The sequence below is a fragment of the Pseudomonas sp. NFACC13-1 genome (assembly GCF_900104425.1).
In the GTDB taxonomy this organism is placed as follows: domain Bacteria; phylum Pseudomonadota; class Gammaproteobacteria; order Pseudomonadales; family Pseudomonadaceae; genus Aquipseudomonas; species Aquipseudomonas fluorescens_AA.
In genome coordinates this window covers 104,263-117,077 of sequence record NZ_FMXV01000016.1, presented here as the reverse complement: position 1 = coordinate 117,077, position 12,815 = coordinate 104,263, and the positions used below count along the sequence as shown (strand labels likewise).

The 12,815-nt window shown below is 62.2% G+C and carries 13 protein-coding genes; 9 read left to right on the top strand and 4 right to left on the bottom strand.

Annotated features, from left to right (window positions below; translation table 11 throughout):
• The first annotated feature begins 117 nt into the window (after window positions 1-117).
• On the top strand, window positions 118-1,104 hold the full coding sequence (gene gntB, locus BLQ55_RS19805) for a guanitoxin biosynthesis L-arginine gamma (S) hydroxylase (RefSeq protein WP_092201988.1): 987 nt from the start codon (window positions 118-120) through the stop codon (window positions 1,102-1,104).
• Window positions 1,105-1,170: 66 nt separating this feature from the next.
• Here the strand turns inward: gntB and BLQ55_RS19800 are convergent, their stop codons facing one another.
• Window positions 1,171-1,515, bottom strand: coding sequence for a cupin domain-containing protein (locus tag BLQ55_RS19800; RefSeq protein ID WP_060739285.1), 345 nt, complete (start codon window positions 1,513-1,515; stop codon window positions 1,171-1,173).
• Between the two features lie 96 nt (window positions 1,516-1,611).
• A complete protein-coding gene (locus tag BLQ55_RS19795) occupies window positions 1,612-2,493 on the bottom strand; it encodes a LysR substrate-binding domain-containing protein (RefSeq protein ID WP_092201990.1) in 882 nt (293 codons plus the stop codon).
• 216 nt (window positions 2,494-2,709) lie between these two features.
• On the opposite strand from BLQ55_RS19795, the gene BLQ55_RS19790 reads away from it, so the two are divergent.
• Complete coding sequence (locus BLQ55_RS19790; RefSeq protein ID WP_092201992.1) at window positions 2,710-3,474, top strand: sulfite exporter TauE/SafE family protein; 765 nt, start codon at window positions 2,710-2,712, stop codon at window positions 3,472-3,474.
• Here BLQ55_RS19790 and BLQ55_RS19785 read toward each other — a convergent pair.
• Window positions 3,464-3,778, bottom strand: a complete 315-nt coding sequence (locus tag BLQ55_RS19785) for a putative quinol monooxygenase (protein WP_092201994.1) — start codon at window positions 3,776-3,778, stop codon at window positions 3,464-3,466. The two genes, BLQ55_RS19790 and BLQ55_RS19785, sit on opposite strands and share 11 nt — an antisense overlap.
• A 201-nt stretch (window positions 3,779-3,979) precedes the next feature.
• On the opposite strand from BLQ55_RS19785, the gene BLQ55_RS19780 reads away from it, so the two are divergent.
• The 3 genes from BLQ55_RS19780 to BLQ55_RS19770 all read left to right on the top strand — a co-directional run bounded on the left by BLQ55_RS19780 (window position 3,980) and on the right by BLQ55_RS19770 (window position 6,708).
• Complete coding sequence (locus BLQ55_RS19780) at window positions 3,980-4,570, top strand: NADPH:quinone oxidoreductase MdaB (protein WP_092201997.1); 591 nt, start codon at window positions 3,980-3,982, stop codon at window positions 4,568-4,570.
• A 208-nt stretch (window positions 4,571-4,778) separates the two neighbouring features.
• Window positions 4,779-5,690, top strand: a complete 912-nt coding sequence (locus BLQ55_RS19775) for a LysR family transcriptional regulator (RefSeq protein ID WP_092201999.1) — start codon at window positions 4,779-4,781, stop codon at window positions 5,688-5,690.
• A gap of 103 nt (window positions 5,691-5,793) precedes the next feature.
• The gene (locus tag BLQ55_RS19770) at window positions 5,794-6,708 is read left to right on the top strand and encodes an NAD-dependent epimerase/dehydratase family protein (RefSeq protein ID WP_092256122.1); all 915 of its coding nucleotides are present in this window, start codon (window positions 5,794-5,796) and stop codon (window positions 6,706-6,708) included.
• Between the two features lie 116 nt (window positions 6,709-6,824).
• On the opposite strand, the gene BLQ55_RS19765 is transcribed toward BLQ55_RS19770, so the two are convergent.
• Window positions 6,825-8,270, bottom strand: a complete 1,446-nt coding sequence (locus BLQ55_RS19765) for a SulP family inorganic anion transporter (protein ID WP_092202003.1) — start codon at window positions 8,268-8,270, stop codon at window positions 6,825-6,827.
• Between the two features lie 310 nt (window positions 8,271-8,580).
• Here BLQ55_RS19765 and BLQ55_RS19760 point away from each other — a divergent pair, with 310 nt between their 5' ends.
• The 4 genes from BLQ55_RS19760 to BLQ55_RS19745 all read left to right on the top strand — a co-directional run bounded on the left by BLQ55_RS19760 (window position 8,581) and on the right by BLQ55_RS19745 (window position 12,784).
• A complete protein-coding gene (locus BLQ55_RS19760; protein ID WP_092202005.1) occupies window positions 8,581-9,930 on the top strand; it encodes a GntT/GntP/DsdX family permease in 1,350 nt (449 codons plus the stop codon).
• A 27-nt stretch (window positions 9,931-9,957) separates the two neighbouring features.
• A complete protein-coding gene (locus BLQ55_RS19755; RefSeq protein WP_072411014.1) occupies window positions 9,958-10,818 on the top strand; it encodes a MurR/RpiR family transcriptional regulator in 861 nt (286 codons plus the stop codon).
• 1 nt (window position 10,819) lies between these two features.
• A complete protein-coding gene (locus BLQ55_RS19750; RefSeq protein WP_092256120.1) occupies window positions 10,820-12,292 on the top strand; it encodes an N-acyl-D-amino-acid deacylase family protein in 1,473 nt (490 codons plus the stop codon).
• 123 nt (window positions 12,293-12,415) lie between these two features.
• Window positions 12,416-12,784 carry a glyoxalase superfamily protein gene (locus tag BLQ55_RS19745; protein WP_060739274.1) on the top strand — a complete coding sequence of 123 codons (369 nt, stop codon included), beginning with the start codon at window positions 12,416-12,418 and terminating at the stop codon, window positions 12,782-12,784.
• The last annotated feature ends 31 nt before the right edge of the window (window positions 12,785-12,815 follow it).

The following is a 12,815-nucleotide window of genomic DNA, read 5'->3' as shown; positions in this document are numbered from 1 at the left end:
CAGGTGACCGTCTGCGGCAGTGGTACTGCATTAATTGTTTTGTCCGGGGAAATAATTAAGGCCGCGCAGGCGTTTCGCGCCTGCATTCATCACTTCGAGTTATGAAAGGGAATTCTGATGAACGATGTGAACAGGTTCAATCCTTCCGCTGCACTCAGGCTGCGTCTGCGGCCCTTGTACAAAAAAGACAATTGGCACTGGCTGGTTGCCCTGGGTGCGGATCTTCTGGTCATTGCCTCGGCGATATTTCTAGCCAATCGCTATAACGTGCTTTATCCGCTGGCATTGTTGTTCATCGGCTCTCGGCAGCGGGCACTTGCCTCGCTTTTGCACGAAGCGGCGCACATGACGTTGGCTCAAAGCAAGGCGCTTAACAAATGGGTCGGTGAGTATTTGTTGGCCTATCCCATCTTCCAGGACTATGAAGCCTATCGTCGATCCCATGTGCAGATGCACCACCACCATCTGGGCGACAAGCTGAAGGATCCCGACCATCGTTTCTATATCGAGTCGGGTTTGTACGAGGCTCAGGACCGTCTGGACTTCCTGTTCCGTCATCTGTTCAGGAGCGTGACGCTGGTCAACACCTACAAGTACTTCCTTTATCTGGTCAAGAACCGGGCGGGGGACATCCTGGCCAATCCGTTACAGGGCTTGAAGCTTCTGGCGGTTCATGGCGCCATGTGGTTGCTCTTCAATTACTTTGTCGGCCCGTGGGCTTATGTCCTGTTCTGGTTGGTTCCTTACTTCACGGTGTTCCAAGTGATTGGCTGGCTCTCCGAGATTTCCGAGCACTTCGGCATGTTCGGGGTGTACCAGGATGAGGTGCAACTGACGCGCAATCGTTTCCCCACTCCGGTCGAGCGATTGTTTATCGGCATGCATGGCGATAACTATCATCTGACCCACCACCTGTTTGCCGGCGTGCCGTTCTGGAACCTGAAGCAGGCGCACCAGATATTGATGGAGGATGAAAGTTATGCGGCGGCCAATCGGGGCTGTGGCGGCATTTTCACTGCGAAAGGGGATGCCCGATCGAGCCTGCATCAGATATTCGAGGCGTATCGCAGCGGTAAAATCAGCACCGTCGACGTGACGGCATAGCGGGGGGCATGCTGCGCTGTGCTCCAGGCGCGCCTTCGAGCACAGCGTATCGGTCAAGCGCGTTCGTCAGGCGAAGACGAAATATTTGCGCACGGTCTCGACCACTTCCCACGTGCCTTTCATGCCTGGCTCGATGACGAAGATGTCACCGGCGCGCAGATGGATCGGCTCCAGGCCCTCCGGGGTGATGATGCAGTAGCCTTCCTGGAAATGGCAGTACTCCCACTTCACGTATTCCACATACCATTTGCCGGGTGTGCAGATCCAGGTGCCCATGATCTTGCTGCCGTCTTCGCTGGTGTAGGCGTTGAGGTTGACGGTGTGCGGGTCGCCTTCGAGTTTTTCCCATTTGCAGGCATCGAGTACGGGCAGCGGATGGGTGTCGCGCAGGACGGTGATGGGGGCGGTCATGTGAACTCCGAAAGGGCGGAAGAGAACAGGCACCCTAACGCGTGGCCTGGGTGGGTAGATGCCTGTGGTCGACATCGAGCTATCCAGAAGCGCGCATCAATCGGCCAGATGTCGAGCCAGGGCGCTGGCGTAGGCCGGCAAACCGTCGAAGTGGCGGGCGCACAGCAGCAGCGCCCGGTGGGTCCAGGCCTCTTGCAGCGGGACGCAGTGATACGAAGGCTCGGGTGGGCGCCGGTCGATGGCCGCCTTCGGCACGATGGCAATGCCTGCACCATGGGCCACCATGCGAATCATGCCGTCGAAACCATCGGCGCGAATGCGGATTTGCATGCGCGAGCCGATGTGCAGGGCCTGTTCTTCCAGGTGAATCGCCAGGGCACTGGAGGCGTTCAGGCCGACATAGTCATGGCTGAGGGTCTCGCTGAACCGCACCGCTCGACCGTCAGCCAGTGGGTGCCCGGTCGGTAGGATCAAGACCAGTGGATCGTCGCGAAACGGCCAGGCCTGAAGGCCGTGGGTGTCCACCGCGTCGGAAACGATCCCCAGGTCCGCCGCGCCCTGGCGCAGCGCATGGGTGATCCGTGAGCTGGGTAATTCCTGCAGGTCGATGTCTAGGTGGGGATGGGCCTTGAGAAAGCCGGCCAGCAGTTCGGGCAGGTACTCGGTCATGGCGCTGGTGTTGCACAGCAATCGCACCCGGCCTTTGACGCCCTTGGCGTATTCGGCCAGGTCCTGTTGCAGGCGTTCGGCCTGTTGCAACAGGGCCCGGGCATGCTCGGCCAGGGCCCTGCCAGCCGGCGTCGGGGTTACGCCACGCCGTCCGCGCTCAAGCAGATCGATGCCCAGGGAAGCTTCCATGGCCCGGACCCGCGCACTGGCCGCGGCCAGGGACAAATGGCTGCGGGCCGCACCGGCGGTGATGTTGCCGGTGTCGAGGATGTTCAGGTAGAGGCGCAGGTCGGTGAGGTCGAAGTGCATGGGCTGGTGATCCTGTGCCGGGTTTGTCTGGTGTCTGGTACATCGTCATCGCGAGCAAGCTCGCTCCCACAGGAGGATTGCATTTCAAACTGTGGGAGCGAGCTTGCTCGCGATGACGTCGTCAGCATCAACGAATTTACAGCCTCTTGTCACAAGAGAGGCACCCTCAGTATATGGCAGATTTTCAGGCTAGGTCCCGGGGCGCACGATACCCCCATGAACACACTTATCGCTTTCTATCAAAATCTCGGCCTGGCCCTTTCCCTGCTGGTCATCGTCACCTTCCTGCTGGCCGGCACCATCAAGGGTGTGATCGGCCTGGGGCTGCCGACCGTCTCCATGGGCTTGCTCGGGCTGGCTATGTCTCCGCCACAGGCTGCGGCGTTGCTGATTATCCCGGCGACCCTGACCAATCTCTGGCAACTGGCGTTCGGCGGTCATCTGCAAGCCCTGATCCGGCGCCTGTGGCCGCTGCTGCTGGCGATTTTCTTGGGCACCGGGCTCGGTACGCTGTGGCTCGGTATGACAGGCGGGGCTTGGGTCGTGCGGGCCTTGGGCGGGGCATTGTTGCTGTATGCGTTGAGCGGATTGTTGCTGCCAACGCTGCGGGTCGATCCCGATGCCGAATCGTGGATCGCTCCGCTTTGTGGGCTGCTGACCGGCCTCATCACGTCCGCCACCGGTGTGTTCGTCATTCCGGCGGTGCCCTATCTGCAAGCGCTGGGCTTGAGCAAGGATGAACTGGTGCAGGCCCTGGGCCTGTCTTTCACCGTTTCTACCCTGGCCCTGGCCGCCGGCCTGTTGTGGCGCGGCGAGCTGGGCGGGGGCGAGTTGAGTGCTTCGTTGTTGGCAGTGGCACCGGCGCTGCTGGGGATGTGGCTAGGGCAATGGTTGCGCCAGCGGATCAGCGCCGTGTGGTTCAAACGGGCATTTTTCATCGGCCTCGGCGTGCTCGGCGGCCATCTGCTGATCAGCGGCTAGCCGAGGACGGGCTGAGCATGTCGACGCGGCGGATGTCGAAGTCGCGCTCCAGGTACTCCATGCGTCGCTCGAAGAATTGCCGCATGTGCGGCAGGTTCGAGTGCACCTCCAGGTGCGCCTGGGATGCCCAGATTTCATAGAAGATGAACAGCGTTGGATCCTGCTGGTCCCGCAGCATGTGGTATTCGATGCAACCGGGCTCGGCACGGCTTGGCTCGACGTAGGCGCGAAACAGCGCTTCGAAGGCTTCGGCTTTTTCCGGGCGGGTCTTGGCATGCAGGATGAAACCGTGCAGTTCGCTCATCGAGGGGGCTCCTGAATATAAAGAGGTGTCGGAGCTTACGGCAACAATCGGCCTTCCATTCTTGCGTATAGATCAAATCAGTTTTGCCGTTGCGGTGCTTATTCCGCGCGAAGCTCGTCGGTACCCTGCCGCCATCATTTTCAACCTTTCCATGCAGCGGCCCTCCAACGGCCCACGCCGTGGAACCCGATGAGGCTCCCCATGAAAAAAGTCCTGTTGCTCAACGGCGGCAAACAATTCGCCCACTCCGACGGTCGCTATAACGCCACCCTCCACGACACGGCGCTCAGCGTGTTGGACCGTGGCGGTTTCGATGTGAAAACCACCTTCATCGACGGCGGCTACGACGTCCAGGAGGAAGTCGCCAAGTTCCTCTGGGCCGACGTGATCATTTACCAGATGCCAGGCTGGTGGATGGGCGCACCGTGGACCGTGAAGAAATACATCGACGAAGTCTTCACCGAAGGCCACGGCAGCCTCTATGCCAGCGACGGTCGGACCCGTTCCGATGCCTCGCAGAAATATGGCAGCGGCGGCCTGATCCAAGGCAAGCAGTACATGTTGTCCCTGACCTGGAACGCCCCGCAGCAAGCCTTCGACGACCCGACCGACTTCTTCGAAGCCAAGGGCGTGGACGCGGTGTACTTCCCGTTCCACAAGGCCAATCAGTTCCTCGGCATGACCGGCCTGCCGACCTTCCTGTGCGTGGACGTGATGAAGCGCCCGAACATCGAAGAGGATGTGGCGCGGTATGAGCGGCATTTGATCGAGGTGTTCGGCCTGAAGGCGTGACCTTTTTGCGACGTACCCCGTTACTATCTGTCTGGTCCGGGGCGCGGTGGATCTGTGGCGAGGGGATTTATCCCCGCTCGTCTGCGAAGCAGACGCCGAGGCATGACGACATGATTGCTCAGGTACATCGCGTCGTTGGCTAAGGTCCGCTTCGCGGCCCAGCGGGGATAAATCCCCTCGCCACAAAGATCAATCGACAGGGGGATACGTGAAAGCCAGATCCGACGAGTTGCAGATTTTCGTCTGCGTGATCGAGTGCGGATCGATCTCCGCCGCCGCCGAACAGGTCGGGCAGACGCCATCGGCGGTCAGCCGCACGCTGTCGCGATTGGAGGCCAAGCTCGACATCACGCTGATCAACCGCACCACGCGGCGCATGGACCTGACCGAGGAGGGCAAGTACTTCTTCGAACAGGCCAAAGGCATCCTCGACCAGATGGATGAACTGGAAGAGCGCCTGTCGTCCCGCCAGAAAAATCCCGCGGGACGCTTGCGGATCAACGCGGCCTCGCCGTTCATGCTGCACGCCATCGTCCCGCACATTGAAGAGTTCCGCGGGCTTTACCCGGATATCCAGCTCGAACTCAACAGCAACGACCTGATCATCGACCTGCTGGAGCAAAGCACCGACATCGCCATCCGCATCGGCACCCTCACCGACTCGACGCTCCACGCCCGCGCCCTGGGCTGCAGCCCGTTGCACATCCTCGCCAGCCCGGCCTATTTGAAGCGGCACGGCACACCCACCAGCGTCGCCGAACTGGCGGAGCACGCATTGCTGGGGTTTGCCCAGAACGAGGGCCTCAATCAATGGCCGCTGCGCCACCGGCACGGTGATCGCTGGCCGATCCAGCCCGCCATCAGCGCGTCCAGCGGCGAGACCGTGCGGCACCTGGCGCTGCAAGGGCAGGGCATTGCCTGTCTGTCAGACTTCATGACCCGCGAAGACATCCAGGCCGGTCGGCTGAAGGTGCTGCTGGCCGATGCCAACAGCGGATACCGCCAGCCAATCAATGCGGTGTACTACCGCAACTCGCAACTGGCCCTGCGGATCCAGTGCTTCCTGGACTTCATCCAGGGCAAGCTCGCCGACTACGCCGCGCGGGACTTCAAGGGCTGATTCGTGACTTCAAGGCAAGAGTGATTTGGGCAATGTGGACTGTTTCGGCAAGGACCAGTCCTCGATACTCGTCCCATCACTCAGGTTGCCAAGGAGTTATCCCATGAACGTATTCATCACCGGCGCTGCCGGTTTTATCGGCGGTTCCATCGCCACCGGCCTGGTACGCGCCGGGCATCAGGTTCGCGGTCTGGTGCGCAGTGCCGAACAGGCGAGCGAACTCACTGCGCTGGGCATCGAGCCGGTCATTGGTACCCTCGAGGACAGCGCGCTGCTCACCGAACAGGCCCGTACCGCCGACGCCGTGATCAACGCCGCCAGCAGCGATCATCGGGGTGCGGTCGAAGCCCTGATCGAAGGGCTCGAAGGCTCGAACAAAGTGCTGCTGCACACCAGCGGTTCGAGCATTGTCGGCGATGCTTCCGGTGGTCGTCACAGCGATGACATCTACCGGGAAGGCCATCTGCCGCCACCCACGGTCGACAAAGCGGCCCGTGTCGCCATCGACAATCTTGTCCTGGATGCCGCCCAGCAAGGCGTGAATTCGGCGGTGATCTGCAACACCTTGATCTACGGCCACAGCCTGGGGGTCAAGCGTGACAGTGTGCAGTTGCCACGGCTGCTCAAGCAGGCGCGTAAAAGCGGGGTGGTGCGGCATGTGGGACCGGGGCAGAACATCTGGTCCAACGTGCACATCGAAGACGTGGTCGAGCTGTACAAGTTGGCTCTGACCCGTAACGTACCCGGCACGTTCTATTTCGTTGAAAGCGACGAGGCCTCGTTCATCGACATGACCACTGCCATGGCCCGGGCGCTGAAGCTGGGCGAGCCGCAAGATTGGCCGCTGGCCGAAGCCGAGGCCGAATGGGGCTACGAAATGGCCAACTATGGCCTGGGTTCCAACAGCCGTGTGCGAGGCACGAACGCCCGTGAGCTGCTGGGCTGGACGCCGAAGCGGACGTCGGTGGTGGAGTGGATTCTCGATGAGATGGTGACATCGACAGTGCCAGCAGAATAAGCACCCTTGTGGGAGCGAGCTTGCTCGCGATGGCGCCAGGTCATTCAGTACTGAAGTTGGCTGACCCACCGCTATCGCGAGCAAGCTCGCTCCCACAGTTTTTGTTGGGTGTTGCTTCAGTCGTGCTGCACGCCTGCGCGCTTGAGCATTTGCTTGCAACGCTCGGACAGGTGAAACACCCGCAGGTGCTTGCCCGCTTTGCTGTAGCGCTCGCGCAGGGTCTTGAGCGCGGCGACGGCCGAGTAGTCGACGAAGCGCAAGTGACGGCAATCGAGGGTCACCAGCGCCGGGTCGTTGGCCGGGTCGAACTGGTTGAGGAACGGCGTCGACGAGGCGAAGAACAGCGTGCCGTGCAAGCGATAAAGCTTGCTGCCGTCGGCTTCCTCGTGGGTGTCGGCGTACAGCTCCCGGGCTTGTTGCCAGGCGAAGTTGAGCGCCGCGATGATAATCCCGCAGAGCACGGCCACGGCCAGGTCGGTGAACACCGTGATCACCGTCACCGCGATGATGACCAGCACATCGTTGGCCGGCACTTTGTTGACCACCCGCAACGAGGCCCAGGCGAATGTCTGTTGGGACACCACGAACATCACGCCCACCAGCGCCGCCAGCGGGATGCGCTCGATCAGCGGCGACAGGAACAACACGAACAGCAACACCATCACCCCGGCCACCACGCCGGATAACCGCCCGCGTCCGCCCGAGCTGAGGTTGATCATGGTCTGGCCGATCATGGCGCAACCGCCCATGCCGCCGAGCAAGCCGGAGGCCATGTTGGCCGCGCCCAACGCCACGCACTCACGGTCCGGATAACCGCGGCTCTCGGTGATTTCATCGGTCAGGTTCAAGGTCAACAAGGTTTCCAGCAAACCGACCATCGCCATGATGACCGCATAGGGTGCGACGATTTGCAGGGTTTGCAGGTTCCAGGGAATGTCCGGCAGGGCAAAGGTCGGCAAGCCGCCGGCGATGTGGGCCATGTCGCCCAGTGTTCGGGTCGGCAGGCCGAGCAGGTCGACCGCCAGGCCAACACCGAGGATGGCCACCAGCGCCGGCGGCACGCTGCGGGTCAGGCGCGGCAGCAGGTAGACGATGGCCATGGTCAGCGCCACCAGGCCGGCCATCAGGTACAGCGGCGGGCCGCTCAGCCAAGCCTCGCCATTCTTGAAGTGTTCCAACTGGGCCAGGGCAATGACGATCGCCAGGCCGTTGACGAAGCCGAGCATCACCGGGTGCGGCACCATGCGCACCAGCTTGCCCAGGCGTAACAACCCGAACGCCATCATGATCAACCCGCCCAGCAGCACGGTCGCCAACAGGTACTGCACACCGTGTTGCACCACCAAGGCGACGATCACCACGGCCATCGATCCCGCCGCGCCTGACACCATCCCGGGGCGACCACCGAACAACGCGGTCAGCGTGCACAGGATGAACGCACCGTACAACCCCATCAGCGGATTGAGATGGGCCACCAGGGCGAAGGCGATGCACTCGGGGAGCAGGGCGAAAGAGGTGGTGAGGCCGGCGAGGGTATCGGCGCGAAGGCGTGCTGGTTTCATGATTTACCTGACTGGGCGCCGGTGGAGCGTCGGCTGCCGGGGCGTGGTGCGAAAACAGCTGCGGATGGTACGGAATTGAGTGCGGGGCGGCCAGCCGTCTGTGGTGAGGGGATAAATCCCCTCACCACAAGAGAAGGGTTCTGTATGAAAGTCCGGCGCCGGATTTTCATAGCGGCTGCATCGCGATGTCCGTCAGCGACATTTCTTGCCTGTGGGCGAAAATTACTTTCAATGGGTTTGAAGAATCCTCGGTGAAATGATTTATGAGTTTCACAACACATCGACGTGACCCCCATTCGAGGAGTAACGCATGGCCCCTGCTTTCGGTTATTGGCTACTGGTCTACGCGGCCATCGCCATCATTGCGCTGATCGTTCTGATCGCCCGTTATCGACTCAATCCGTTCATCGTGATTACTCTGGTTTCCATTGGCCTGGCGTTGCTGGCCGGGATGCCGCCGTCAGGTGTGGTGGGGGCGTACGAGGCGGGTGTCGGCAAGACGCTGGGGCACATTGCACTGGTGGTGGCCTTGGGCACGATGCTCGGCAAGATGATGGCCGAGTCCGGCGGGGCGGAGCGGATGGCGCAGACGCTGATCGGACGCTTCGGCGAGCGCAACGCCCACTGGGCAATGGTGTGCATTGCCTTCCTGGTGGGCTTGCCGTTGTTCTTCGAAGTCGGCTTTGTGCTGCTGGTGCCCATCGCTTTCACCATCGCCCGGCGTGTGGGCGTGTCGATCCTGATGGTGGGGCTGCCGATGGTCGCCGGGCTTTCGGTGGTCCATGCCCTGGTGCCGCCCCATCCGGCGGCGATGCTGGCAGTGCAGGCGTTCCAGGCCTCGGTGGGCCAGACCTTGCTGTACGCGATCCTGATCGGCATTCCCACCGCGATCATCGCCGGCCCGCTGTACGCCAAATTCATCGTGCCACGCATCCAGCTACCGGCCGAGAACCCGCTGGAGCGACAATTCCTCGACCGCGAGCCGCGCGCCAGGCTGCCGGGTTTCGGCGTGACCCTGGGGACCATTCTGCTGCCGGTGATTCTGATGTTGATCGGCGGCTGGGCCAACCTGATCTCCACGCCGGGCAGCGGTTTCAATCAGTTCCTGCTGTTCATCGGCAACTCGGTGATCGCCTTGCTGCTGGCGACCGTTCTCAGCTTCTGGACTCTCGGCCTGGCCCAGGGCTTCAACCGCGAATCGATCCTCAAGTTCACCAACGAATGCCTGGCACCGACCGCCAGCATCACCTTGCTGGTGGGTGCCGGCGGTGGTTTGAACCGGATCCTGGTGGACGCCGGGGTCACGCAACAGATTGTCGGCCTGGCCCAGGAGTTCCAGTTGTCACCGCTGGTCATGGGCTGGTTGTTCGCCGCACTGATGCGGGTTGCCACCGGATCGGCCACGGTGGCGATGACCACGGCCTCGGGCATCGTCGCGCCCGTGGCGATTGGCCTGGGTTATCCCCATCCCGAGTTACTGGTGCTGGCCACCGGGGCCGGGTCGGTTATCTTTTCCCACGTCAACGACGGCGGCTTCTGGCTGATCAAGGAATACTTCAATATGACCGTCACGCAAACCTTCAAGACCTGGACGGTGCTCGAAACGCTGATTTCCGTGGTCGCGTTCGCCTTGACCCTCGGGCTTTCGCGCTTGCTTTGAGCGCAACGCACCCCAACAGGAGCCGCCATGGACATCCTCTACCAGATCCGTTCCCGCCAGGATTCCTTCAGCGCCGGCGAAGGAAGAATCGCCCGGCTGATGCTCGAAGACGTCGGCTTTGCCGCCTCCGCCAGCCTCGATGAACTGGCCCAACGGGCGGAAGTCAGCAGCGCTACCCTGTCGCGCTTCGCCCGTACCGTCGGTTGCCGCGACCTGCGGGACTTGCGCCTGCAACTGGCCCAGGCCAGCGGTGTCGGCAGCCGTTTCCTCGACCCCGCCGGCGCGCCGGAGCAATCGGCGTTTTATGGACAGATCGTCGGCGATATCGAAGCGACTCTGCGCCAGCATCTGTCGGCATTCGAAGAGTCGCGGTTCGGCGATGCCGTGCGGATGATCGGCAAGGCACGGATGATTCATGCGTTCGGCCTCGGTGGCTGGTCGGCGCTGTGCGGCGAGGAGTTGCAGGTGCGGCTGGTGCGTTTCGGCTACCCGATTGCCGCCTGTCGCGACCCGGTGATGATGCGCATCACCGCCACTTCGCTGAGTGACCAGCATCTGGTCATCGCCTGTTCACTGACCGGTATCACGCCGGAGCTGTTGAGTGCCGTTGAATTGGCCCGCAGCTACGGCGCGGCGATCCTGGCCGTCACCCGCGCCGACTCGCCACTGGCCCAACTGGCCGACTGCGTGCTGCCCCTGCAAGGCGCCGAAACCTCGTTCATCTACAAACCCACGGCGGCGCGCTACGGCATGCTGCTGGCCATCGACGTGCTCGCCACCGAGCTGGCGCTGGCCCATCCCGAAGACAATCAAGAGCGCCTGCGGCGGGTCAAACTCGCCCTGGACGATTACCGCGGCGGCGACGATCACTTGCCGCTGGGAGACTGACATGCTGTACGACACGCTTATCCGCAATGCGCTGGTCATCGACGGCAGCGACAGCCCCGGTTACCACGCCGATGTCGGCATTCGCGCCGGGCGCATCGAACGCATCGGCGAGCTGGGCGATGCCCGGGCGCTTGAAGACATCGACGCCGGCGGCCGCGTGCTGGCGCCTGGGTTCATCGATGTGCACACCCACGACGACACGGTGGTGATTCGCCAACCGCAGATGCTGCCCAAGCTCAGCCAGGGCGTGACCACGGTGATCGTCGGCAACTGCGGCATCAGCGCTTCGCCGGTGAGCCTGCGGGGCGATCCACCGGACCCGATGAACCTGCTCGGCACGGCCCAGGCGTTCGCCTACCCGCGCTTCGGAGATTATCGTGGGGCGGTAGAGGCGGCGAAACCGGCGGTCAACGTGGCCGCGTTGGTCGGGCATACGGCGTTGCGCAGCAACCACATGGATGATTTGTTGTGCACTGCCTCGCAGGGCGAAATCACTGCCATGCGCCGGCAATTGCGCGAAAGCCTGGAGGCCGGTGCACTGGGTTTGTCCACCGGCCTGGCCTATGCCAACGCTTTTTCGGCGTCCACCGACGAAGTCATGCAACTGACCGAAGAGTTGAGTGCATTCGGCGCGGTCTACACCACCCACCTGCGCAGCGAATTCGAGCCGGTGCTCGAGGCCATGGACGAGGCGTTCCAGATCGGTCGCCATGCGCAGAGCCCGGTGATCATTTCCCACCTCAAGTGTGCCGGGGCCGGTAACTGGGGACGCAGCCCGCAGGTGCTCGCGGCCTTGGAGAACGCGGCGAAAACCCATCCGGTCGGTTGCGACTGCTATCCCTACGCGGCCAGCTCCTCGACCCTGGATCTCAAGCAAGTGACCGATGCCCATCGCATCACCATCACCTGGTCGACACCGCACCCGTCAATGGGCGGGCGCGACCTGACCGACATCGCCCGCGAATGGGCGGTGTCGCTGTTGGAAGCGGCGCGGCGCCTGCAACCGGCCGGTGCGGTGTACTACGGCATGGACGAAGGCGACGTCCGCCGAATCCTCGCCCATCCGCTATCCATGGTCGGCTCCGACGGATTGCCCGAAGACCCGTTTCCTCATCCGCGCTTGTGGGGCGCTTTCCCACGGGTGCTGGGCCATTTCAGTCGTGATGTCGGGCTGTTTGCGCTGCACACCGCCGTGCACAAGATGACCGGCCTTTCAGCGGCGCGTTTCGGCCTCAAGCAACGAGGGGAAATCCGCGAAGGCCATTGGGCGGACCTGGTGCTGTTCAATCCGCACACCATTCGCGACGTGGCCGATTTCAACGAGCCGCAACGGGCTGCCGAAGGGATTGATGGCGTGTGGGTCAATGGTGTCTTGAGCTACCGCGAAGGGCAGGCTAACGGGCGCCGGGAAGGCCGGTTCCTGGCGCGGGAGGGTGATCTGCGCCAGGGGTTTGCTCCTGCGAATGACGTGTAAGCGGCTGATATTGTGTAAATTGGCGTCACAATAATGGCACTGCGACACTAAAGAAGCCGGGTCCAAGGCCGAAGCATTGGGGTCAACCCACTAAACTGGGTCTTTTCAGCCAGGGAGCAACCCATGAGCTTCGGTAAAACCACCCCGATCCTGCGGATCTTCGATGAAACCAAGGCGCTGGCGTTCTATGTCGACTTCCTGGGCTTTACCGTCGACTGGCAACATCGCTTCGGTGACAACTTCCCGTTGTACTTGCAGGTCTCCCGTGGCGACTGCGTGTTGCACCTGAGCGAGCACCATGGCGATTGCACGCCGGGCTCGGCCCTGCGGATCGAGACCGATGAGCTGGAAGCGTTCCAGCAGCAATTGCAGGACAAGGCGTATCGCTACGCCCACCCCCAGATCCAGGCCATGCCCTGGGGAAGCCAGGACATGACGGTGGTCGATCCGTTTGGGAACCGGTTGGTGTTTACCAATGCGATCACTGTCTGAGAGGCGCCCCCGCTCGAGTCCTCCAGGCCAG